The sequence below is a fragment of the Marasmitruncus massiliensis genome (genome assembly GCF_900186535.1).
In the GTDB taxonomy this organism is placed as follows: domain Bacteria; phylum Bacillota; class Clostridia; order Oscillospirales; family Ruminococcaceae; genus Anaerotruncus; species Anaerotruncus massiliensis_A.
In genome coordinates this window covers 29,862-54,485 of sequence record NZ_FYDE01000005.1, presented here as the reverse complement: position 1 = coordinate 54,485, position 24,624 = coordinate 29,862, and the positions used below count along the sequence as shown (strand labels likewise).

The window sequence follows — 24,624 nt, the reverse complement described above, 5'->3', positions numbered from 1 at the left end:
AACATGCATAATACATACGGATATATACGGGTTTCTACGAAAGATCAAAACGAAGACAGGCAGTTAATCGCAATGCGGGAAAGGAATATTCCCAGAAATAATTGCTACATAGATAAACAGTCCGGCAAAGACTTTAATCGCCCCGCTTATAAAAAGCTGCTTAAGAGGCTTAAAAAGGGAGATCTGCTGATCGTAAAAAGCATCGACCGGCTTGGCAGAAATTATAAGGACATTATGGAGCAATGGAGAATCATTACGAAAGAAAAAGGCGCGGATATCAAAATTATTGATATGCCGTTGCTCGATACAACCAACAGCAAGGATCTTTTGGGGACATTTATCAGTGACATCGTATTGCAACTGCTTTCTTTTGTATCAGAAAATGAGCGTGAAAATATTCGGAGACGTCAGGCAGAAGGCATTGCGGCTGCAAAGGCCAGAGGCGTTCGCTGGGGTGGCAAATATAAGCCCATGCCGGAAAATTTTACTCTGCTGTATGATCAATGGAGCAGGAAAGAGATCAAAATTAATGAATTCGCTTATCAGTGCGGTGTCAGCCAAAGTACTTTGTTCAAAAGAATTAAGGAATATCGGCAAAACGCTCTTTTCCATACGAATCGACTGTCAATGTAAGAAATGAACCGCAATCAGAGGGGCTGCCCCTACTTTAAAAATGAAAAATTTAACGATTTCGTTTATCATTATTGATCAATTGTATGTTATCGATGAACGAAGTCAATTATTTTTATACATTTTACAAAATCCATCGGAAATCTTTAGTCGGAAAATGCATATACAAAGTGCGATGATGCGTTTATAATAAATGCATAAGATTCATTAATAATAAAAACTGTTCAATAAACAGGTGATAACATGGCTGAAGTTTTAGTGAAATCCCTTTATAAAGCAATGCAATTGCTCTCCTATTTTGATGCGAAGCATCCTGAGTGGGGCATATCAGAGCTTTCCAAAAAATCCAATACATTAAAAAGCACCGTTTATAATATTTTGTCGACGCTTGAAATGTGTGATATCTTACAAAAAAATCCTGCGAATGGAAAATACAGTTTAGGCATCAAGACTCTGGAGATGGGAAACATCTATTTGAGCTCCAACAACAGCTATGAAATCATCAGGGGATATATGGAACAGGTGAGCAACAATATCGGAGAGTCCGTGCATCTGGCCCGCCTTTCCGATTATGAAGTCATTTATATTGCAACTGCGGCCCCGCGTGCCTATTCCACCCGTTCAATAGCCGGTTACCGCACGGATATTCACAGCACGGCAATTGGCAAAGTATTGCTGTCGCATTCTTCACCGGAATACATAGAAGCTTATTTTGAGAAAGCTTTCCGTAAAGGAGTGGAGGCCCATACTACCCATACGATTACCGACGAAGCAAAGTTCCGTGAAGAACTCCGCTGGGTACGGGAACACGGTTATGCGATGGATAATGTGGAGCATGAGTACGGGATTCGCTGCATGTCGGTGCCTCTGCGCAACAGCAAGGGACAGATTCATTTGGCAATGAGCATTTCCGCCCCGTCGCCCCGGTTGGAAGATGAAAAAATACCGACTTATTTGGAAATGCTGCAGCGCAGCGCGGATGAGATCAGCCTGAGAATCTGAATAAACGAAAATGCAAAGCTCAGTGCTTTGCATTTAAAAAAACGTTGCATAGATGAACATTGTTCATCTATAATGAACACGTTCCCAATGCTTCACTGTGGAGCATTTATATTTTAAGAATAGGGAGAGTAAAATTATGAAAAAAGTTTTAGCATTTGCAATGTGTGCAGCGATGGGGCTGGCAGCATTCTCCGGATGCGGTTCGTCGGCTTCAAGCAGCGCGCCTGCGGCTTCCGGCGCATCCTCTGCTGCTTCCTCCGCGGCAGCTTCCTCGGAAGCCGCATCTGCCGCCCCCGACAAGGTGTATACCATTAAACTGGCGTATACGCCCGGAAGCCTTCCGGCGACTGACAGCCCGGACATTATGTATGCGGAAGTTTTCAAACAGTATGTCGAGGAAAATTCCAAAGGCGCAATCAAGGTAGACCTTTATCCTTCCGGCCAGCTTGGCAGCGCGGCGGAAACTCTGCAGGGCGTTGTGGGCGGCAGCATCGAGATGTCCATTATCGATGCTTCCCTGATTAACAATATTTACGAGGAAGCACAGGTCCTTTCCACGCCCGGTATTTTCAACTCTGTTGAAGAATGCGACGAGGTGATTAACGGCGACTGGGGAACCTCCTTCAGAACACTGGTTCGCGAAGAAACAGGTGTCAATGTTCTGAACATGCATTCAAAGGGATTCCGTAACTTTACCACAAGCAATAAGGAACTGAAAACCGTGGAAGATGCGAAAGGCGTTACGTTCCGCGTCATGGAAAACCCGGTTTCCATTAAAATGGTGGAAGCTCTCGGCGCAAAGGCGGTTCCTATGCCTGGCTCCGAAATGTATGTCGCAATGCAGAACCACGTTGTTGACGGTCAGGAAAACCCGATTCTGAATATCATCCAGGACAAGACTTATGAGGTCCAGAAGTATCTGGTGCTCGATGAACATATGGCAGGCATCATGGCGTATATCATGAACGATAAGTTCTATACCTCTCTTTCCGAAGACCTTCAGGGTGTGATTGATGCCGGGGCCGCCGCAGCGATGGTGGAAGCGCAGAAGGTTGTTGCAACAAAGAATACCGAAGGCATTCAGATTCTGAAAGACAAAGGCATGAGCGTTTATGAGCCGACCGCTGAGGAACTGGACGCTTGGCATAAAACAGTTTTGGAGCCTTGCCAGGCTTACATCAGAAGCACTCTCGGCGACCAGGCTATGGACGACCTTGTCAGCGCAATTGAAGCGTACAGAGGCAAATAATAAAGCCAGCATTATAGAAAAGAATAGCAGAATTAACTCCCTCCGGGCAGGTCTGCCCGGAGGGAAATCCCAATAGGAGGACTCATTATGGCGGCTATCGGCAGATTGTACGCAGCGATGGATAAGCTTTCGAACGCAGTCGCAAAGCTGTTGCAGGCGATCGCGGGATTATTAATCGCGCTTTGCACGGCAGCGTTGCTGTTTCAGGTGTTATATCGTTTTGTAATTGTTAAATTTGTTTCTTTCTCTTTTCCATTTACTGAGGAGTTTGCGCGTTACGCATTGATCTGGTCTGCCTATTTATGCCTGGGAATCTGCCTGAAAGAAGGTTCGCAGGCCTCGGTCAATTTTATTTATGACCGGCTGGGCCCCAAATCAAAACTGTGGCTCTATAGCCTGACCCGCCTGCTGATGAGCGTTTTTTTAATTGTCGCGCTGGTCTATGGCGTGATTGTTACCAAAAACAATATGATCTTTAAATCGGCTACTCTCAGGGTTCCCGGATTGTATCTATACAGCGCGCCGGTCACAGGATGCCTGCTAATGACCTATGAAATGATTACCGAATGGCTGGGAGTGCTGTGCGGCAAGCTCAAACCGTTTGAAGCGGGTGTAAAGCGGCCGGAAGACAATGGTCTGAATCAGGCAAATTGATTTCTGATTCAGACTGAAAACAAATTGTACAATCAATTAGGAGGGAACCAAATGGCGTTATTACTTTTAATCGGCTTCCTGCTTGTGGTTTTGATAGGTGTGCCGATCGGGTTTGCGATGGGCTTTATCACAATATCGTCTTTTGCGGCTCTGGGCGGGAGCATGCTGATTATCCCGCAAAAATTGTTTTCAGGCATGGATAATTTCACCTATCTCTGTATTCCGCTGTATATTCTGGCGAGCGAAATTATGGCCAGCGGCGGCCTGACCGAGAAGATCGTCCATTTTTGTGATTGTCTTGTCGGGCATGTCACCGGCGGGCTTGCGCATGTGAATATTCTGGGAAGTATGTTTTTTGCGGGGATTTCCGGCTCAGCGACCGCTGACGCCAGCGGTCTTGGCCGTATTGAAATTGATATGATGGACAAAGCGGGCTATCCTCGTGATTATGCCGCGGCAGTCACAGCAGCCTCCGCTATTATCGGGCCGATTATTCCTCCCTCGAGCATTATGATCATCTATGCGGTAGTGGCAGGCAATGTTTCGGTATCCAAAATGTTTCTTGGCGGGTTCTTGCCGGGCGTGTTGCTTGGCTTGTCAGAAATGGTGATCTGCTATTTTATGGCGAAACGCTACAACCATCCGAAAAGGATGCAGCGCACCCCTATGAAAGAAATCCTCAAATCAACAGTTGAAACGCTGCCTTCCCTGCTGCTGCCGGTCATTATTCTGGGCGGTATCGCATCCGGTGTTTTTACAGCGACGGAGTCCGGTGCGGTTGCCGTTTTGTACGCGATGTTGGTTGCCGGGCTGATGATGAAGACATTGAGCTGGAAAGAACTCTTTAACTGCTGTATCCGTACCGCAAAAACGACCGCAAACGTTTTGTTCATCATCGCGGTTGCCTCTGCAATGGGCTGGGCCATTACAACATTGCAGATTCCACAGCAGATTATTGCGTTCTGTATGAATTATATTCACAGCCCAACCGTATTCTTGATCTTTGTGAATATTCTGCTGCTGCTGATCGGCATGATCCTTGACCAGTCACCGGCGCTGCTGATTATGGTGCCGATTCTGCTTCCTGTCGCTCTTGCCTATGGCATTGATCCGCTGCATTTCGGGTTGCTGGTCTGCATTAACCTGACAGTCGGGCTGATCACCCCGCCGGTTGGAATGACACTCTTTGTTACCGCCAATGTGGGAGAAATCAAACTGACGGCATTATTCAAACAGATATGGCCGTTTGTAGGCGTGTGCCTGCTTGTTCTGGCCTTGGTAACTTTTGTCCCGGCATTAACGCTTATGATCCCCAATCTTTTATTAGGAGGCAGCGTATGAGTTACGACGCAAAAATAGTAGACGTACAAGTTTATTTGGTGGAAAAGGCGATAAAAGGCAATTTTGCGGATTCCACCCGTAATGTTGAAACCATCGGATACTGCATCACGGATATAACAACCGATAACGGCCTGCACGGTTTTGGTCTCACCTATCACGAGGTTGGCGGCGAAGCTATCCGGGAGTTCATCCTGAAAGCGCTCAAACCCAAACTGATTGGACGCAGTCCGTTTGAAACGGAAGCAATCTGGGAAGAATGCTTCCATTATATCCGCGGAGTAGGCCGCAAGGGGCTGGCTTTCTGCGGATACAGCACAGTGGATATTGCCATGTGGGATCTGAAAGGCAAGCTTTTGAATATGCCTCTTTATAAGCTGCTTGGCGGTGTCAAAACGCAGATCCCGATTTATGCGTCGGGCGGCTGGACCTCTTACTCGCTTGAAGAACTGGTGGAGGAAGCCAGGGAGATGGTCCGCCGCGGCTATACGAAGATCAAACTCAAAGTCGGCGTCGAGGGCGGCAATAATCCGAATGAGGATGTACGCCGTATTCGCGCCGTGCGTGACGCGATCGGCCCGGATATTGGCCTGATGCTGGATGCCAACAATGTCTGGCGTTCCGCAACCGCCGTGCAGGTGGCAAACCGCTTGCGTGATTTGGATATTCTGCTGTTTGAGGAACCGGTCTTTGCGGACGATATCCCAGGGCTCGCCCACTTTAAACAGAGCACTGATATCCCGCTTGCCACCGGTGAGCATGAATATACAAAATTCGGAATCCGTGACCTGATCCTTGCGAATGCGGTGGATTATGTCCAGTGTGATGTGACACGTTGCGGCGGTTTTACGGAAATTTTGAAAATTATCGGCATGACGCAGGCCTGGAACCTGGCCTTTGCGCCGCACGGTATGGAATATATGCATATGCATCTGATGTCTGCCGCCCCGAACGCGCCGTTCTTGGAACGTCTGTTTATGTTTGAGGACGTGTCGGCAATGGTATTCAAGGATGCTCCTCAGCCGAAAAACGGTTATTTGGAGCTTCCCAACAAGCCGGGGCTTGGAATGGAACTGGATTACGACAATATCAAAGAGGTCTGCGTAAAATTTTAAACTAGATGTGGGCGCCCGTTATTGGCCTACAATAGGGGCGCCTGCGTCATCAAATGAGGGAAATGAGTTGGATGACACTGTCAAGCAAATAGAAGGAATTTTTCCGGCAATGGTGACGCCGGTTGACGAATATGGCGATATTAACGAAAAAACTGTTTATGAATTAGTAGATTACTTTGTCAATGCGGGTGTCAATGGTCTGTATACGCTTGGCACGACAGGAGAGAGTATGCTGCTGAATAAGCAGCAGAAGATAGGAATGTTAAAAGCGGTTCTGAAAGCCGCAGACAATCGCATCCCCGTTATGGTGCATGTCGGGATGCTGCCGGTGGAGGAATGCTGCTCGCTCGTCCGGGAAGTCCAGGAACAGGGCGCCACGTTTTTAAGCGCGATCCCTCCTTATTATTTTCCATTCAGTGATGCGGATCTGCTCTGCTATTACCGGACGATCCTCCAGGAGCTGAAACCCGATTCACGGCTGTTCCTTTATAACATCCCTGCCTTTGCCCGCAATTCCATTTCACTTGGGGTCGTGCAGACATTATGTAAATATCCCAATTTCGCAGGGATTAAAGACAGCCAGGGAGACATCACATTGACGCAGCGCTATCTGGAAGTGATCGGAAATAACAGACGGGTTCTGGTTGGAAGCGATGACCTGATCAAACAGGCTTTTGCGCTGGGGGCAGGGGGAAGTATTTCAGGGAATGCCAATGTGTTGCCGGAACTGTTTGTCAGGCTGGCTCAAGCATCGCGAAATCAGCAATGGGATACTGCTGAGCAGCTCCAGCAGATGGTGAATGAATTGGCTGAGGCTACCGAATATGGAAACCTGCCGCTGCTGAAACTGGGACTTTCACTGCGCGGTATCAGCGTTGGAAAGGCTCTGCCGCCCTTCTACGGAAACATTTCGCTGGAACGGTATGAGCGGCTGAAGCATACACTGCAAAATCTGCGTAACCGAATCAATAAAATCTGACAGAACTTTATATGATCCTATCAAAAAGATGCCGAAATCATTCGGCATCTTTTTTGTTGGAGAATCTTATGTGAAACGCAGAGTTCTGGGAAACTTGCCGGCCGTTTATTCTGGAATTCCCCGTTTGGTCGGATGAAATGCCGGTTGATTCAGAGCGGCCGGGAAGAGAATTCTAAAAAACATTTTTAGTGGCGATCATATCCACGCCGGTACCGTCTACATTGGTTTTTACAATATCGCCGATCCGAACGGGGGCGGAAATGGTGACATCTTTGATGTCTTTGATACAGTCAAAAATTTTGCCCTTGGGGATATCCGACGCAGTTTTGACCGAAACGGTGACAGCATGGCTTTTACTCCCCCTAACCCACACGGTACTGGTGACGATGCGGGTGGGATTTGTAGCCTCTTTGCGGGCATACGCCTCGCCGCGCGGGCAGGTGTGTCCCGAAACCCTGGCAACGGTGCCGGCATCATCTATCGTGACCTGCAAAGGGCAGCCGAGAGGGCAGCCGATACAGATGAAATTCCGTATTTTCATACTTTATGCCTCCTCTATCCGGATGGTGATCTTGTCAAGACCGGGGCGTTCGTCGAACATTTTTTTGCTCAGGTATAGTTCTTCCATCTCACCCGGCGCCATGACGGGGCGCTTGCGGTGAAGCACCTGCTTATCGCCAAAATAAACACTGACAAAATGATTCTTAATCACACTGCCTACCCGGAAGCGGACGGTCAGCCGGTCGGGCATATGAGCGGGGTCAATGGTGCCGGGTACTGTATAGCGCGGCCCGCCCTCGCAGACAATGGGTACTTCATGGCGTGCCGCCTCAAATCCGCCTTCCGAAACATATGCCGAAGCGTTGCGTCCGGCGGCGGCCGCTTCCTCTGAAACAAAGTCAACCAGATCATGGACATGCAGTACGTTTCCGGCCGCAAACACGCCCGGGATGTTCGTTTCAAGACTTTCGTTGACCACCGGGCCGTTCGTTACCGGGTTCAGGGATACCCCCATTTCGCGGGAAAGCTCGTTCTCGGGGATAAGGCCACAGGAGAGCAGAAGGGTATCGCAGTCGTAGTGCTCTTCGGTGCCCGGAATAGGCTTGCAGCCGCTGTCCACCTCCGCAAGGGTGATTCCGGAGACACGCTCCTTGCCTTCAATGTCCACCACGGTGTGGCTGAGCTTAAGCGGAATGTCAAAATCGTTAAGACACTGCACAATGTTGCGTTTAAGGCCGCCTGAATAGGGCATGAGCTCGGCTACAACGAGAACCTTCGCGCCCTCAAGGGTCATGCGGCGTGCCATAATGAGGCCGATGTCCCCGGAGCCGAGGATAACGACCCGGCGGCCGGGCATAAAGCCCTCCATGTTTACAAGACGCTGGGCAGTGCCGGCGGAATAGATTCCGGCGGGGCGGTAGCCCGGAATATTGAGCGCGCCGCGGCTGCGCTCACGGCAGCCCATAGCCAGAATAATGGACTTCGCCTGAATTTCAAAGAGACCGTCTTCACGGTTCATGGCGGTGACGATCTTCTGTCCGCTGATGTCCATGACCATCGTGGATAGTTTATACACAATTTCCCGGTCAAGAACCTGCCGTACAAAGCGGTCCGCATATTCAGGCCCGGTCAGTTCTTCGTGAAAGGTGTGCAGACCGAAGCCGTTGTGAATACACTGGTTCAGGATGCCGCCGAGTTGTGTGTCACGCTCGAGGATCAGAATGCTGCGCGTACCCGCGTCATAGGCGGAAACAGCGGCTGCGAGGCCCGCGGGGCCGCCGCCGATGATAACGATGTCGTAGTTTGTCATAATCACATTACCCCTCTTACACCCGGTCTTTGATGGTACCAACAATGAGCCGCGAAGCGCCGCCGCATTTGGTTATCTCACCCTGCGGCAGGTTAAGCTCGCGGGCCAGAATTTCCAGGGTGCGCGGGCTGCAGAAGCCTGCCTGACAGCGGCCCATTCCGGCGCGGATGCGGCGCTTCACACCGTCAAGGCTCTTTGCGCCGAGCGGACGGTGGATCGCATCCAGAATTTCGCCCTCAGTTACGTTCTCACAGCGGCAGATGATATTGCCGTAAGCTGGATGCTCCTGAATGAGCTTTGTATGTTCCTCTTTTGAGAGCGTTTTGGGGTTCAATACGCCCTTGCGTTTTCCGCTAAAGTCCGGGTTTGGTCCGAGGCGCAGCCGGTCGCGCAGCAGGTTGCCGACCATGATACCGATGGCGGGGGCGGAGGAGAGGCCGGGGGACTCAATACCGGCGCAATCGATGAAACGAGGCGCATCCTCCGCTTCGCCTATAATAAATTCGTGCCCGTCTTCGTGGGCACGCAGGCCCGCGAAGCTCGTGATGACCTGCCGGATGGGCAGGTTCCTGACGGTGGCGCCCGCTTTGCCGATCAGTTCGTTGATGCCCCCTGCGGTGGTGTTGGTACCCTCGCGGTCTTCAATGTCGATGGCGGTGGGGCCGACAATGAGGTTGCCGTGTACCGTGGGGCTGACCAGCACACCCTTGCCGTATCTGCCGGGCAGCTGGAAGATGGTCTTTTCCACGAAACCACCGGTGGATTTGTCGAGCAGGCAGTAATCTCCGCGGCGCGGGGTGATGTGAATCTTTTTTGCGGAGACCATATTATGGAACACGTCGGCGTAAACACCGGCGGCATTGACCGCATACTTTGTTTCGATCCTGCCGCGGTTTGTTTCGATGCTCCATCCCCCGGCGGTAGGGCTCAGGCCGGAAACCTCGGTATCAAATTTGAATTCCACACCGTTGGTATATGCATTCTCGGCCAGCGCAATGGTCAAGCCGAACGGGCAGACGATTCCGCCGGTAGGCGCGTAGAGGGCGGCCACTGCATCCGGGCTGATGTTCGGCTCCATGGCACGCAGTTCTTCCTGACTGAGGATACGCAGCCGCTCCACACCGTTTTCCAGACCGTTTTGGTAAAGCCTGTTGAGTCCGGGCATGTCGGCCTCGCTCATGCAGACAACCAGTGAGCCGTTGCGCCGGAAGGAAAAATCCAGTTCCTCACTGAGGGACCCCATCAGCCGGTTGCCCTCAACGTTAAGTTTTGCCATGAGGCTGCCGGCCGCAGCGTCGTAGCCTGCATGCACAATGGCGCTGTTTGCCTTGGAGGTACCGCAGCAAACGTCCTCGCACTTTTCCACCACGCAGACCTTCGCCTTGTAGCGGGAAAGCTCGCGCGCGACGGAACAGCCGGTGACGCCGGCGCCGATGATTACAATGTCGTACACAGACTGTCACTCCTTACAGTAGTTTTCAGGATGGAATGTATCGCTGTTTTATAAAAAAAGAGCCAGGCACCCCCGTTAAACGCTCCAAAAAGCGTAAAAACGGGACTGCCTGACTCACAGCTTTCTCATACTCTGAATGAGAGTCAGGAATCATAAATATCGGATTTAGAATATGGTTACATCTGCCAGACCTGCTGATTTGTCGTGGAAATAGCGGTTGCGCCCGCTTCAAGGGCGTTCATAACATCCTCTTTGTCCGCGATCAGGCCTCCTGCCAGCACCGGGATGGAAGTTATGGCACAGACCTTGCGAATGGTCTTGGGCATGACGCCCGGCAGGATTTCGATGAAGTCCGGCCGGACAGATTCAAGCTTTTCAAGGCTCGAAAGCGCAATCGAATCAATGACAAAAACGCGCAGAATCGTATACAGATGGAGATCCCTTGCCCGGCGGATAAAGCTTTGCCGCGTGGAAATAATTCCATCGGCCAAAGTATTGCGCTGGATAAAGTCGACGGCAACTTCCTTGTTGGAAAGGCCGGTGATGAGATCCACATGCACCAAGGCCATTTTGCCGGCGGTTTTAATCCGTTCGATGATTTCACTGATATTACAGATATCACCGAACAGAACGAATACCACCTGGATATCCTCCTCGGCCAGACAGTGCTCCAGACCCTCGAAATCCTTTACGGCCGCGATGACCGGATTTGCTGCAACGGTATCGTAAAAATGCTGATCCAAACCCAAAAGATCTCCTTTACTGCACGACGCATGCCGCCGCTTTCTCAAGATAAAGCGCTGACCTGGTAAAAAGACAAAATAAAAAAGAGTAACCCGATTAAACGGACCAGTGATTCCGTTTAACCCATTCTCTCTACTCTGGGTTTTCCATATTGAAACTGAAACTTAAAAACCGACTATTGCGTGAGAACTTCAGCAGACGATTTACATTTATTACCTTACCATGCATGGGGGTGAAAATCAACACTTCATTTAAAAATCTCCAAATGGCACACAAACGGTGTTTGGATTTTGGGATTCTGTACAAATTGCCGAAGACCTGTTCGTTTGTGCACACACAGCGCGCGGGGCATTTCATGCGGTGTTTGTGCCACAAGAACGAACGGCTGAAAAGAAACCGCAGTTTTCGGACCTCTCGCCGCCGGACTGCATATATTGTTTTGATATTACAAATTGGCATTTGACAATCCCATACTCGTGTGTTAGCATAAAGCCAGCGAAAGGCAGATTGTGGGTCTGCTTCCAATTGAATGACAGCCTTAGAGTAAGAGCAGGGCAAACACGAACGGGAGTTTCCGTGTGTTTGCCCTGCTCTTTTGCAAGTAACCGAAAGGAATAACCAAGCAGAAGCGGAGGAATTGCCATGCCATGGAAAGAATTTATGGAGGTTGCCGCCGAATGGAATACCGGAGCGATTACCCTGCGGCTGGTCTCTGCGTTGGCCATCGGCTTCGTCATCGGCATCGATCGTGGCATTAAGCGCAGAGGCGCGGGAATCAAAACGCATACGCTCGTCTGTCTGGGCTCCGCACTTGTCATGCTTACCGGGCAGTACATCCATATGAACTTTGCGGGCAATATGGACATTGCCCGGCTTGGCGCACAGGTCATCAGCGGTGTCGGCTTTCTCGGCGTCGGCACCATCATCGTCACCGGCCGCAACCAGGTGCGCGGCTTGACGACCGCCGCAGGCCTGTGGGCCTGCGCCTGCCTTGGCCTTGCCGTTGGAATTGGCTTTATCGAGGGCGCATTTATCACCCTTATGCTTGTCATTATTACCCTGAAGGTACTTTCCAAGGTGGACGAACAGATCCACAAGCGCTCAAAAGTATTTGACCTTTATCTGGAATTTGAGAATAATAAGAATGTGACCCTTTTCATCGACGAAATGCGAAAGCAGAATATCCGCATCGCCAGCTTTGAACTGGGAAAAAGCAAGATCAAGGGCGAGGGCCCGAATGCCATTGCCACCATTGAGGTAGAGGAACGCTATAAGCGTCCTGTGATTTTCGATAATATCCGTGCCATGGAGTGCGTGCGCTTTGTGGAAGAACTTTAACAGGGCGATGCCCGCAGGGAGGAACAACGATTGGACAAACAACATGAGCTCTTGCAGGAGACCCGGCTTTTTGTATTGGACATGGACGGCACTTTTTATCTTGGCGACAGGATTCTGGACGGCTCGCTGGAATTTCTTGACGCGGTCAGAAAGACCGGACGGGATTATCTCTTCTTTACAAACAACTCTTCAAAATCGCCTGAAATCTATATCCAAAAGCTGGCGAAAATGAACTGCCGCATCACCCGCGACCAGATTATGACGTCGGGTGATGTCACCATTCGCTACCTCAATTCCAATCACCCGGATAAGACCGTTTACCTTGTCGGTACCCAACCGCTGGCGGAGAGTTTTCGCGCAGGCGGGATTAAGCTTACCAAGGACATGCCCGATCTTGTTGTCGTGGCGTTTGACACGACTCTTACCTACGAAAAGCTGGAGCGTGCCTGCACCTATATTCGCAACGGCGCGCTCTTCCTTGCTACCCATTTGGACATCAACTGCCCCGTCGAGGGCGGGTTTATCCCGGACTGCGGTGCATTCTGCGCGGCAATTTCGCTTTCCACCGGCAAGCAGCCCAAATATCTCGGCAAGCCGTTTGGCGAGACGGTGGACATGGTGCTGGACAAAACCGGCGAAAAGCGCGAGCGGGTCGCTTTTGTGGGTGACCGCATCTATACCGACGTGGCAACCGGCGTGAACAACGGCGCCAAAGGCCTGCTGGTGCTGACCGGCGAGACAAAACCGGAGGATATCCCCCTTAGCAGGGTGCAGCCGGATGGTGTCTATGCCTCTCTTGGCGAGATGGGCCGGATGCTGCTGGAACTGTCATGAATCCGCTCCTATTTCATTTTCCCTTTCTGCCAAAAGAACGCGCGGAGCCCGGAAGTTCTGCATGCTCGTTGCTTTATGTGTCAGCTCAAATCGTGAATAAATCATGAGTGCATTATGAACTGTTTATAATGAAAAGTGAAAATGTATAAAAAAAAATTGTGCAACAAAAACAAAATATGGAAAACAGACAAAAATATATTGCGTAATGGAAAATACTGTGTTATGATAACCGTAATAACAGAAAACGATCAATGCGGAGTTTGCTTTAGAGCGTGAGACGAGCAAAATGCAAAAGGGGGCATGGCACTTGTATGCCCTGCTGATGCGTTTTGTTTTTTTTGCGTTTTCCGCATGTCGAATTCTGGGAGATGCGCAGGTATCTCCGAAAGACGTATGCAAAAAGCCGAAACAGAATAAGGAAGGGACGATCACATGAAAAAACTTGCAAAAGCTATCAAATGTACCGTTGCATTTGTTCTGGGCGCTGCCCTGCTGGTAGGCTGCGGTTCCGCGGCAGGTACCAGTCCGGCTCCCAAAGCTTCCGGCAGCGCCGCTTCTGCGGCAGCCGGTGATGATTACAAGATCACCCTGAAGTTAAGCCATGTTTTCCAGCCGGACGAGCAGATTTACAAATCCATGGAGCTAATCGGCAAGCGCATTACTGAAAAGACAAATGGACATGTGACCGTGGAAGTTTACGGTCAGGGCCAGCTTTCTGTTTACGAGGATGCCCTCGAACAGGTTGAGCGCGGCGCTAATTTTATTTCGGTCGAAGAACCTTCCTATCTGGGTGCCTACGTCCCGGATTTTGCCGCACTGGTCGGCCCATGCCTCTATCAGAGCTATGATGAGTGGGAAGCGATGGTCGAAACCGATCTTGTGAAGGATATGATAGCCAAAGCGGAGGAAAAGGGTATCCACATCCTTTCGATGAATTATGAGTTCGGCTTCCGCAGCCTGTGCACTAACAAGGATATCAAGACGCCGGCAGATCTCAAGGGAACCAAGCTGCGCAGTACCGAGAGCCCGCTGTTTATCAATACCGTAAACGCTATGGGCGGCGTTGCAACTCCGATGTCCTTCACCGAGTGTATCTCAGCGATCCAGTCCGGCGTGGTGGAAGGCTTCGAGGGCTCGGAATCCACTCTGCAGGATACCGGAGCATGGGAGGTCTGCAAGAGAGTTGCCCTGACCCGCCATTTCATCGCTGTCCGCGGTGTTTATATCAACTCCAATGTTTATAACAGCATCCCCGAGGAGTATCGTAAAGTAATCGACGAGGAATTTGCGTACGGCGCAAAAGAGTGCCGTGAAGCCGTCGAGGCCAGCTATGATGCCACCGTCTCCAAACTGGAGAGCGAAGGTGTTACATTCAACGAAGTCGACGCGGATGCATTCGCCAAAGCCTGCGAACCGGTTTACGATTGGCTCGTGAAAGATTCCGGCTGCACCGAGGGGATTCATGACGCGCTGCTGGCCGAACTGGCTAAGATCCGCAAGAACGCGTAAGTGAAAAATTTTGATACTCAATTGGAAATGAGCTGACACTATGAAGAAAAATTGGCCTAAATTGATTTTAATGAATCTGGACGCCATCATTACAGGTGCCGCGCTGATCGCCACGACATCGCTGGTATTGATCAACGTTTTTATGCGATACTTCCTCAACAGCCCGCTGACCTGGTCGGAAGAGGTTGCGACGACCTGTTTTGTATGGACCATCTTTATTGGCGGCGCCGTGACTTTCCGGAACAAGGCGCATTTAGGTGTGGATATCGTCATTAAGCACTTGCCGGCTAGGTCGCGTGCAGTTGTCCAGTTTTTAATGGATCTCACAGTAATCCTGATTCTTGGTGCGCTGACTTATAACAGCATTCTGTATGCTGTCAATTCCGCAGGCAAGCTTTCGAACGTTTTGCAGCAAACGATTTTGTGGTCTACTTTCCCTGTGGCGGCAGGCTTCGGTCTGTCCCTGATATGGGCCGTGCTCTTTATGGTGCAGAATATCAAGGAAATTTTCTTAAAACTTAATAAAAAGAAAGAGGAGGTGAAGTGATGTCCGGTTTTATTGTTTATCTGCCCATTGTGCTGGTGTTTGTCCTGTATTTTGCAGGCGTCCCTATTGTCTATTCGCTGCTGGGTTCCACCTTCTTCTATTTTATGTTTATCGACACCACTTCGCCGATGGATCTCATCCTGCAAAAGGTGCTGACAAGTTCGCAATCGTTCTCCCTGCTGGCAATTCCATTTTTTGTTATGGCAGGTTCCATCATGAATTACTCCGGCATCAGTGAAAAGATGATGGAGTTCGCCGAAGTGCTTACCGGCCACATGCGCGGCGGACTGGCCCAGGTCAATGTTCTGCTGAGCATGCTGATGGGCGGCTGCTCCGGCTCCGCAAACGCTGATGCCGCTATGCAGAGCAAGATGCTGGTTCCGCAGATGGAGGAGCGCGGTTACTCGAGGGCGTTTTCTGCTGCAATCACCGCGGCATCGTCCGCCGCGACGCCGGTTATCCCGCCGGGAGTCAATTTGATTGTGTATGCCCTGTTGGCAAGCTGTTCTTTGGGCCGCGTGTTTGCGGCAGGCTATGTGCCCGGCATCCTGATGAGTTTGTCTTTGATGATTGCGGTAGCCATTATATCCAAAAAGCGTAATTATCAGCCATCCCGCACGAAACGTGCAAGTATCGGTGAAATTGGCAGGCAGGCGCTGATCTCTTTCTGGGGGCTGGCATTCCCGTTCGCAATCATCCTTGGCATGCGTATCGGTTTGTTCACACCGTCAGAAGGCGGCGCTGTAGCTGTGCTGTATACAATTGTAATCGGTAAGTTTATATATAAAAAGCTGAGTTTCCGCGAACATTTTATCCCCATTATGAAAGAGACAATCTCCGGCAGTGCTTCGGTTGTGATGATTATGGTATCCGCCAGCGTGTTTGGCTATTACCTTACCTGGCAGGGCATTCCGCAGATGGTTACCCGCGCACTAACCTCACTCACAACAAATGTTTACGTCATGCTGCTGCTCTGCAACGTGATCCTGCTCATTATGGGCATGTTCCTCGAGGGCGGAGCTGCTCTGATGATCATTGCGCCTCTGCTGGTTCCCGTCGTCACTTCAATGGGTGTCGATCCGGTTCACTTCGGCATGATCTGTATCGTTAATATCATGCTTGGCGGTCTGACCCCGCCGTTTGGTTCGATGATGTTTACTACCTGCGGCATCACGAATTGTAAAATCAGTGACTTCCTGCGCGAGTGCTGGGCATTTATGCTTGCGCTGTTTGTCGTTTTGATTCTCATTACCGTTTTTCCGGCGCTCAGTCTGGTTGTGCCCAATCTGATTTACGGGGCATAAGAAAAAGTATGTATCTCTTACGGAATCATTATAAAGAATTACCGGGCAGCATTTATGCTGCCCGGTAATTCTTTATCATAAAATATCCAAGTGAGTGCACTTGATCTTTTAAAATTTATGAAAGGACTTGTTTACACGTTCAGAGAGGTATATAATGCTGAAGAGAAAGTATGTTCTCGTGCCGCGTGATTACAGTCACCGGCATGGAGGGACGGCTGCAGATGAAGAAAACCGCCGTAAAAAGCATGGCATCACAGGAGAACAAAATGAAAATCTTGAAACCGAACATCGTAAAAGAATTAGAACCTGTAGAGGATCCGCTGCAATTTATCCGCGCATCCCAAATGGATGAAACCGATATTGCCGCGAAATTAATAAAAGATGTATCATTTGAAAATGCCGACCTGTCAAAATTGTGTTTTAAGGAAGTTGCTTTTGAAAATTGCAGGTTCATAACCTGTTCCTTTTCAAAGACTGATTTTATTGACGTCACGATGAGATCCTGTGATTTTTCCAATAGTGATATGGATGAAGGGTATTTTAACAGGTGCGAGCTTGTATCCTGCAAAGGGGTGGGCGTCAACTTGCAGTACGCGAGTTTACAAAATCTTACAGTCTCGGATTGCAATTTTCAATATGCAAATACGGATTCCGCCAAAATAAAAAATGTAAGCGTCGTGAACAGTGATATCAGCCATGCAAGTGTGACGGAATGCAAGCTATCTAATTTGGAACTGGACGGTGTCAAACTGATCAGCACCAATTTTTTTAAAACGCTATTGAAGGATATTGACTTTACAAAAAGCCGAATAGAGGGAATCCTTGTGTCCGGCGAGGAATTAAAAGGAGCAATTGTCAATAGCGTTCAGGCTTCCGAATTAGCAAAATTATTAGGTTTGATTATAAAATAAAAAATGTAAAAGGGCCCTGTTCGATTTCGGACAGGGCCCTTTCTGGTAGCTTTCATCACTTCTTCTGCTTGTGTTTCTCCCGTGCAGCTTCCATTAAATTATCAAAAAGAATAAAAACAATTGACATATTATAGTATGTTTTGGTTGACATTCCCAAATCAACAATATAATATAATTTCAGAGTCTTATATAAATAGACAATCAAATTTTACTTTGTTTCGGCAGTATGCGGCTGCGGCGTTATCCTGCCGAAGTTCGAGAAGATGGAGAATGTTGCAATGATGAAAGTTGTGATAGCAGATGATGAGGCCAAGGTATGCCAATTAATTTCCGGGCTTGTTGATTGGGCATCTTTGGAGATGGAAATTGTCGGCGTTGCGCATAACGGGATTGAAGCACTGGAAATGATTGAAACTCTGCGTCCTGACCTGATGATCACCGATATACGCATGCCGGGATATGACGGCCTGGAGATGATCGGACGCGGAAAGAAGATCAAAGAGGATATTGACTTTATTATTGTAAGCGGCTATCGTCACTTCGAATATGCCCAAAGTGCGATCAAATATGGGGTATGCGATTATTTGCTCAAACCGATCAAGAAGGATGCGCTGCTGGACACACTCCATAGGATGCGCGAAAAATACAGACAGCGGACCCAGCAGCTTTCCGCGGAGGAACGCCTCAAAATCCGCTTGCAAAGCGATATCAGCAGACTGCGGTCAAATCTGATGACCAACCTGCTTTTGCAGCGAGGCGGAAATTCAAATGGTCTTCAAATGGAAAAGCTCAACCATGAATACCACTTTCATTTTGAGCCCGGCTATTTTCAGGTCTTTCTTGTGAAAATCGACTGCGAATATGGAATTCTCTATGAAAGCGGCATGAAGATTCTGGAAGATAAGATGAAGCAGATCTTGCAGGGACTGCTGAAAGCAAAATGCTTTGATCTGGAAATCAGCTTTCAGGAAAGCAGGGCCTATTGTATCTTAAATTATGGTAAAGACGCAAAAGAAACGCTCAGGCGGCAGCTAAGAGCAGTGATGGATGAATTGCTGGTCCAAAACAGTGTTTTTGGAAAGGTGGAACTTACAATCGGCCTGGGGTTAGCTGTGGAGAATCTGAATCAGCTTGAAGATTCCCTGAAAGCTGCCGAATGGGCAGTGTCGCAGCGTTTGGTGGAAGGGACCGGCAAGATGATCGAAACGGCTGGAATACCTGCTTGCCCGCCTGTCGGCGGTGCCCCGCTCGCGGAGTTTAATAAGGAGATCGAAGCGGCGCTTGAAATTCTGGACATTAATGCTGCGGCGTCCGCGGTGGATTCGCTGAAAAAGCAGATTCAGCAGATTCCTCAGATTTCAGGGCAGGAGGTTTTCCAACTTGTCACAAGCGCCTGCCTCAACTACCTGATACTGCTGAAAAACCATCAGTTTTCGGACGAGAGGGAAGAAACCCTCCACGAAAAATTTATCAGCCGCGCCGACCTTTGTTCCTCTGTGCCGCAGTTGTTTGGCTGCCTGCTGAATTTTATTCAGGAATCCATGGGAACCGTTATTCAGGACAAAAAGCAGGCGGAAAAGAAACCGATTCGGTTGGCAAAACAGTACATCCAGCAAAATTACAGCAAGCAGATCAGCCTTGAGGAAGTGAGCGGCGTCGCCGGCTTCAACGCCTCCTATTTCAGCGTGCTTTTTAAAAAGGAGAGCGGGCAGAACTTTATGGAATATCTGTCTGAGGTGCGCATGAACAAGGCGAAAGAGTTGTTTAAAGAAACCAACCTGAGCGTTGCCAGCATCTGTGAACAGGTCGGTTACAGCGATATCAAGCATTTCACGCAGGGCTTTAAGAAATTTACAGGCCTGAAACCGAATGAGTTTCGGAAGCTATATTCGTAGAACGGAACGAATGTTATGAAAAGATACCAAAGCCGATTTCTTTCCCGGCGAGTGTCCCTCTTTTTGTTGCTGCTGTTTACTTATATCTGTCTTTTACTTTTGGCATTACTCTTGATAGCTGTTTCATCTAAGGACTACATCGTGTTGCTGCTGTTTGGCTTTTTGTGTCTGGCCGGGCTTCTGTATTTCGGATACCGTTGGGTCTGGCTGCCTTATCAGGAGACGGAGAAGGTGCTCCAGCTTTTTGCGAGCGGATATACGCTGCAGGGAATCTATGAGCTGCGCTATCCTTTCAGCCCTAAAATGGAAAATACATTGAAAAAGCTGAAAGCCCACCTGAATACCAACGAGCTGATCAGCGCAACCAGAAAGCAGGCGCAGTACCTTGCGCTGCAAAACCAGATCAATCCGCATTTTTTATACAATACGCTGGAGGGAATCCGCGGCGAGGCGATCGCGGCAGGGCTGGACAATGTCGCGGAAATGACGGAGGCTCTGGCGACGTTTTTCCGCTATACGATTTCCAACGTCGAAAACCTGGTTACGCTGGAGGACGAGCTGACCAATATCGAAAACTATTACATTATTCAGCAGTACCGTTTCGGGGAACGACTGAACCTGAGCATTGTATACGACTGTGAGGATCGCGAAGAGATATTAAAATACCGGATGCCCAAGCTCACGCTGCAGCCGATTGTAGAGAATTCGATTTTTCATGGGATTGAGCGAAAAATCGGGCGGGGTAATATCCGCATTAAGATTGAGACCACGCCTAAACGCCTGATTATTACGGTTTCGGATGACGGGATGGGCATGGAGGAAAGCAGGCTGCGGGAGCTGAATGAAAAGCTCAATATCCAGTCCCTTGAATATGTAAATCCGGACGGCGAAAAGAAGGGCGGCATTGCGATCATCAACGTCAATAACCGGATTAAGCTGCTGTTCGGGGAACAATACGGCATCGTTTTGTACAGTACCGTCAATGTGGGGACGGATGTTGAAATCACGCTGCCCCTGATTGCGGGGGAGGAAAAGAGGGTCTGAATGAAAAACGAGATCATTCGATTGGAGCGCGTTACCCAGATCGCCGACGGGGTGACTCTTCTTGACCAGCTGAACCTTCACATTTTTCAGGGCGAAATCATGGGGCTCGTATGTATCAACGCGCAGGGGCAGGAGGCCCTGATTCGCCTGCTTTGCCAGAATGTCCCCATCCATTATGGCTACGTTTATTTTCAGGGGAATCTTGTCAACAATTATGAGCACAGCTCCATGAGCGTGAACAGGGTTTCCGTCATCGAACAGCGCAGCCGCCTCGTTGAGGACTTGACGGTCGCGGACAACATTTTTGTCCTGCGCAGGGGGTTCAAACAATATCTGATCCATCCGGGAATTCTCGAGGAGCAGCTTGCCCGGTTCACGGAAGAGCTGAATGTCCATATCGACGCGAATGAGCTGGTAGCCAATCTGTCGTTTTTTGAAAAGTGTGTGGTGGAACTGCTCAAAGCGGTCGTGACCGGCGCAAAGCTGATTGTGATCCGCGATATCAGCAACTTTATCAGCGCTTCGGATTTAAAAATCATTCATGACCTTCTGCGGCACTATGCCGCGCAGGGTCTGTCCTTTTTGTATATCTGCAACCATCACGAGGAAGCGTTTAAAATCTGTGACCACGTCTCTTTGATGGAGAACGGGAAGGTCCGGAAAGTCCTGGACCAAACGAATTTTCACGACGAGATTATCAGCCATTACACCCTGGACTTCAGTCGGATCGATTCTCCTGCAATCCATAAATCCGGAAAAAACGGGATTTTGAAATTCGAGCATGTTTTTACCGAAACGATAAAAGACATAAGTTTTACCGTCGAAAAAGGCGAGTGTGTCGTCTTTCTCGATATGAACAACACGGCGCTGGGAGATATCCTGCGCCTGATGAACAACGAAATGCTGCCGCTTTCCGGCAAAATCCTGCTGGATGGGTCTGACTGGAAGGAAAATGGTTCCCGCCTGAAAAAGGAACTCTGCTTTATCGAGGAAAACCCCATTCGGGCCATGCTATTTCAGGAAATGAGTTACCTGGACAACCTTTGCTTCCTGCTGGATCAAAAGCGCCCCTTTTTATGGACAAATCCGAGCATCCGCAAAAGTGTCGCACAGGAATATGAACCGCTGATCGGAACAGATATTTACGCGGACGATATTACGAAGCTGACCCCGTTTTCCCTATATAACCTGGTCTATTATAAAGTGCATCTTTATCATCCCAAGGTGGTTTTGTGTGTCCAGCCTTTTTCCGGAGCGGACATGTACCTGCGGCACCATCTGATCGGGCTGATCAACCGGCTTCGGGAAAGAAAGATTGCCGTGGTGATTCTGGCGGTCAGTATTTCGGATTCCCTTGTGGTGGCCGACCGGCTGATGGTCATTGAAAACGGCCGGCTTTGCAGGGAATATCACAGTGAAGAATTTCACTTTTTTAGGACGAATCAGTAAAATGTATAGGCCAAAAGGCTGTCCTCAGACAGGGCGGCCTTTTTTTATGTAATTAGGCATAAGCAATAAAATCAATAAACATTTTCATTGCATAATATACGAACGATATAAAAAGTTCTAAAAAAACCCCCTGTAAGTACAAATCCTGCCCCCTTACCCATTGGGGACGCCAATGCTATACTGAAAACTGTAATCGATGCGTAGCAAATGATGAAGATGGGTGAACGGAATGCTCGAATATATCGTTGAGATGGAACATATTCAGAAATCATTTCCCGGCGTCAAAGCTTTGGACGATGTTTCGTTCAACTTAAAAGCCGGCGAAGTCATGGCACTGCTTGGGGAAAACGGGGCGGGAAAATCGACGCTGATGAAGGTGCTCAGCGGGGTCTATACACGGGATAGCGGCGACATTTCGATTTTTGGGGAAACTGTAACCGATCTGACCCCCAAAAAGGCGCAGGAGTTGGGGGTTGCGATCATTCATCAGGAACTGAATATGTGCGCGCACCTTTCCGTCGCGGAAAATATCTTTTTAGGGCGTGAAATGACACGTTCGGGTGTGCTCTCTAACAAGGAAATGAACAGCCAGGCACAAAAGATTCTTGACCGGCTGAATATCGCAATTTCGCCGGAGATCATCGTCGGCGACCTTGCTGTTTCAAAACAGCAGATGGTGGAGATTGCCAAGGCCCTCTCCACAAATGCCAGAATCCTGATCATGGATGAACCCACCTCAGCGCTGACTTCGAAAGAAATTGACGATCTGTTTGCGATCATACGCAAACTGAGGGAGGAAGGCTGCGGAATTGTTTATATTTCTCACCGGCTGGAAGAACTGCAGCATATTGTCGACCGCGTTACAATCATGCGCGACGGCAGGTATGTGACCAGCATGGACTTTGCGGATACCTCGATGCAGGAGATCATCTCCAACATGGTTGGCCGGGAAATTAAAGAAAAATTCCCGAAAGTGGAGAGCAGGCGCGGGAGAAAAATACTGGAGGTAAAAAATCTCAATGCCGGGAAACTGGTCAGAAATATCAACTTTGAATTGCATGAGGGTGAAATTGTCGGCATAGCAGGATTGATGGGCGCGGGAAGAACCGAAATGACAAGGGCGGTTTTTGGCGTCGACCCAAAAGAAAGCGGGGAGATCATTCTGGACGGAAAAAGCATTTCCATCCAGAAGCCCATGGATGCAATTAAAAACGGGCTGGTTCTTGTACCGGAGGACCGGAAAAAAGACGGCCTGTGCACGAAGCTGAGCATCCGCGAAAATATTGCGCTGCCCAATCTGGACATTCTGTGCGGACGCGCGGGCGTTGTGAACCGCGCAAAGGAAACGGCAATGGTGGATCAGACGGTAGAAGAGCTTACCATCCGGCTGCCCAACGCGGAAGTAGACGCGGGGAGCCTGTCCGGCGGCAACCAGCAGAAGGTGGTTGTGGGCAAGTGGCTGGCGCGCAATTCCCGTGTCGTGATGTTCGACGAGCCGACGCGCGGGATCGATGTTGCCGCCAAGGTGGAAATCTACAATCTGATGAACCGTTTGAAGCAGAGCGGAATCGGCGTGTTTTTTGTTTCTTCCGAAATGCCGGAGATCATGGGAATCAGTGACCGGATACTTGTTATGTGTGACGGCAGGATTACCGGCGAATTTATGGCTGAAGAGGCAACCCAAAACCGCATTCTGGAGTGTGCCACCAAATTCGATCAGAAACTGAACCCGGCGGCCAGTCTCTGAAGAATAAAAATTGCCTTGGGAGAGTTGAATATGAAACAGAACTATCGTCAGAACCCTTTGAAAAGACTGATTGCCGCCAGAGGCATGGGGCAGGTTATTACGGTTACGGTCGGCCTTATCATTCTGTGCATCGTCTTTGGTATTTTGAACCCCACATTTTTTTCGGATAAAAACGTGGCAAACCTGCTGCGCCAGATCGCGCCGATTTTGCTGATCGGCATCGGGCAGTCCTATGTGCTGATAACCGGGAACATCGACCTTTCCATCGGTTCCGTTGTGGGCATGAGCTGTATGATTTCCGCAACGCTGATGACAAAAGGCGTGAACCCGTGGGTCGCGGTGCTTATTACACTGGTCTGCTGCGTCTTGGTGGGGATCATCAATGGGCAGCTGGTGGCAAACTGTAAGCTTCCCCCTTTTATTGCGACGCTGGGCACGATGACCATTGCCCGGGGAATCGCCCAGATTGTCAACAACAACTATAATACCGACTCGATCGGGGACGCGGCACAGGGATTCCGGGACTTTTTCTATTACGGAAAGGTGCTGGGTGTCTTTAATACGATCTGGATTGCGGCAATCCTGTGGCTGATCTTCGATTTCCTTCTGAGCAAAACCAGAACCGGCCGCCATATCTATGCAATCGGAAGCAATGTGGAGGCGTCAAGGCTGTCCGGCATCAACATCGTATCCACTACAACGAACGCGTATATCGTCAGTGCGATCTGCTCCTGTGTGGTGGGGCTGATCATCTGTGCGACCAGCGGGATGGGGACCATGGACGCGGGCAACACCTATGAAATGTATGCGGTTGCCGCATCTGTAATCGGCGGCGTCAGCACGCTCGGCGGGCAGGGCATTCTGATCGGCACCGTTGTAGGCGCATCCATCTGGGGCGTATTGCAAAATGGCCTGCAGTTTGCGGGCGCGCCGGTTGCCATCCGGAATATCGTAATCGGCGTAATCGTTGTCATCTCCGTGCTGCTGGACGTCATCGTCAGGACCGGAAAACCCAGAAAAAAGAAAAAGAAAGCCCTTTTAAACATGGAAGTTAAAGCGTAAGCTTTGATGA

Annotated in this window: 22 protein-coding genes; 18 read left to right on the top strand and 4 right to left on the bottom strand. The window is 49.5% G+C overall.

The annotated features are described in order from the left end of the window. The first annotated feature begins 3 nt into the window (after positions 1-3). The 7 genes from C1A10_RS08320 to C1A10_RS08290 all read left to right on the top strand — a co-directional run bounded on the left by C1A10_RS08320 (position 4) and on the right by C1A10_RS08290 (position 6,967). Positions 4-633, top strand: coding sequence for a recombinase family protein (locus C1A10_RS08320; RefSeq protein WP_101909842.1), 630 nt, complete (start codon positions 4-6; stop codon positions 631-633). 240 nt (positions 634-873) lie between these two features. Then, positions 874-1,632, top strand: a complete 759-nt coding sequence (locus C1A10_RS08315; RefSeq protein ID WP_101909841.1) for an IclR family transcriptional regulator — start codon at positions 874-876, stop codon at positions 1,630-1,632. A 136-nt stretch (positions 1,633-1,768) separates the two neighbouring features. Next, complete coding sequence (locus C1A10_RS08310; RefSeq protein ID WP_101909840.1) at positions 1,769-2,881, top strand: TRAP transporter substrate-binding protein; 1,113 nt, start codon at positions 1,769-1,771, stop codon at positions 2,879-2,881. A gap of 87 nt (positions 2,882-2,968) precedes the next feature. Continuing rightward, positions 2,969-3,535 (top strand): TRAP transporter small permease, encoded by a 567-nt coding sequence (locus C1A10_RS08305; RefSeq protein WP_101909839.1) that lies wholly within the window; start codon positions 2,969-2,971, stop codon positions 3,533-3,535. 51 nt (positions 3,536-3,586) lie between these two features. Further along, complete coding sequence (locus C1A10_RS08300; protein WP_101909838.1) at positions 3,587-4,876, top strand: TRAP transporter large permease; 1,290 nt, start codon at positions 3,587-3,589, stop codon at positions 4,874-4,876. Then, entirely contained in the window at positions 4,873-5,988 is a 1,116-nt protein-coding gene (locus C1A10_RS08295; RefSeq protein ID WP_101909837.1) for a mandelate racemase/muconate lactonizing enzyme family protein, read from the top strand. The genes C1A10_RS08300 and C1A10_RS08295 overlap by 4 nt, the downstream gene beginning before the upstream one ends. A gap of 67 nt (positions 5,989-6,055) precedes the next feature. Continuing rightward, entirely contained in the window at positions 6,056-6,967 is a 912-nt protein-coding gene (locus C1A10_RS08290) for a dihydrodipicolinate synthase family protein (RefSeq protein ID WP_101909836.1), read from the top strand. Positions 6,968-7,139: 172 nt separating this feature from the next. Here C1A10_RS08290 and C1A10_RS08285 read toward each other — a convergent pair whose 3' ends face one another. The 4 genes from C1A10_RS08285 to C1A10_RS08270 form a co-directional block, all read right to left on the bottom strand. After that, entirely contained in the window at positions 7,140-7,508 is a 369-nt protein-coding gene (locus tag C1A10_RS08285; protein WP_101909835.1) for a DUF1667 domain-containing protein, read from the bottom strand. 3 nt (positions 7,509-7,511) lie between these two features. Continuing rightward, the gene (locus C1A10_RS08280) at positions 7,512-8,777 is read right to left on the bottom strand and encodes an NAD(P)/FAD-dependent oxidoreductase (RefSeq protein WP_101911605.1); all 1,266 of its coding nucleotides are present in this window, start codon (positions 8,775-8,777) and stop codon (positions 7,512-7,514) included. Positions 8,778-8,793: 16 nt separating this feature from the next. Continuing rightward, positions 8,794-10,230, bottom strand: a complete 1,437-nt coding sequence (locus tag C1A10_RS08275; RefSeq protein ID WP_101909834.1) for an NAD(P)/FAD-dependent oxidoreductase — start codon at positions 10,228-10,230, stop codon at positions 8,794-8,796. 176 nt (positions 10,231-10,406) lie between these two features. Continuing rightward, positions 10,407-10,973 carry a glycerol-3-phosphate responsive antiterminator gene (locus C1A10_RS08270; protein WP_101909833.1) on the bottom strand — a complete coding sequence of 189 codons (567 nt, stop codon included), beginning with the start codon at positions 10,971-10,973 and terminating at the stop codon, positions 10,407-10,409. 643 nt (positions 10,974-11,616) lie between these two features. Between C1A10_RS08270 and C1A10_RS08265 the strand changes: the two genes are divergently transcribed. The 11 genes from C1A10_RS08265 to C1A10_RS08215 all read left to right on the top strand — a co-directional run bounded on the left by C1A10_RS08265 (position 11,617) and on the right by C1A10_RS08215 (position 24,614). Next, positions 11,617-12,312: an MgtC/SapB family protein gene (locus tag C1A10_RS08265; protein WP_101909832.1), complete on the top strand. Its 696-nt coding sequence runs from the start codon at positions 11,617-11,619 to the stop codon at positions 12,310-12,312. Positions 12,313-12,342: 30 nt separating this feature from the next. Further along, positions 12,343-13,146, top strand: coding sequence for an HAD-IIA family hydrolase (locus tag C1A10_RS08260; RefSeq protein WP_341456901.1), 804 nt, complete (start codon positions 12,343-12,345; stop codon positions 13,144-13,146). Between the two features lie 432 nt (positions 13,147-13,578). Further along, positions 13,579-14,655: a C4-dicarboxylate TRAP transporter substrate-binding protein gene (locus tag C1A10_RS08255; RefSeq protein ID WP_101909831.1), complete on the top strand. Its 1,077-nt coding sequence runs from the start codon at positions 13,579-13,581 to the stop codon at positions 14,653-14,655. A 40-nt stretch (positions 14,656-14,695) separates the two neighbouring features. Then, entirely contained in the window at positions 14,696-15,202 is a 507-nt protein-coding gene (locus C1A10_RS08250) for a TRAP transporter small permease (RefSeq protein WP_101909830.1), read from the top strand. After that, complete coding sequence (locus tag C1A10_RS08245; protein ID WP_242968886.1) at positions 15,202-16,506, top strand: TRAP transporter large permease; 1,305 nt, start codon at positions 15,202-15,204, stop codon at positions 16,504-16,506. Before C1A10_RS08250 ends, C1A10_RS08245 begins: the two co-directional genes overlap by 1 nt. 221 nt (positions 16,507-16,727) lie before the next feature. After that, entirely contained in the window at positions 16,728-17,417 is a 690-nt protein-coding gene (locus C1A10_RS08240; RefSeq protein ID WP_180951060.1) for a pentapeptide repeat-containing protein, read from the top strand. Between the two features lie 278 nt (positions 17,418-17,695). Beyond that, the gene (locus C1A10_RS08235) at positions 17,696-19,312 is read left to right on the top strand and encodes a response regulator transcription factor (RefSeq protein ID WP_101909828.1); all 1,617 of its coding nucleotides are present in this window, start codon (positions 17,696-17,698) and stop codon (positions 19,310-19,312) included. 141 nt (positions 19,313-19,453) lie between these two features. Beyond that, positions 19,454-20,356, top strand: coding sequence for a sensor histidine kinase (locus C1A10_RS08230; RefSeq protein WP_242968885.1), 903 nt, complete (start codon positions 19,454-19,456; stop codon positions 20,354-20,356). Continuing rightward, positions 20,357-21,805, top strand: coding sequence for an ATP-binding cassette domain-containing protein (locus tag C1A10_RS08225; RefSeq protein ID WP_101909826.1), 1,449 nt, complete (start codon positions 20,357-20,359; stop codon positions 21,803-21,805). Positions 21,806-22,034: 229 nt separating this feature from the next. Beyond that, positions 22,035-23,552, top strand: coding sequence for a sugar ABC transporter ATP-binding protein (locus C1A10_RS08220; RefSeq protein ID WP_101909825.1), 1,518 nt, complete (start codon positions 22,035-22,037; stop codon positions 23,550-23,552). A gap of 30 nt (positions 23,553-23,582) precedes the next feature. Further along, entirely contained in the window at positions 23,583-24,614 is a 1,032-nt protein-coding gene (locus C1A10_RS08215) for an ABC transporter permease (protein WP_101909824.1), read from the top strand. Positions 24,615-24,624 lie beyond the last annotated feature (10 nt).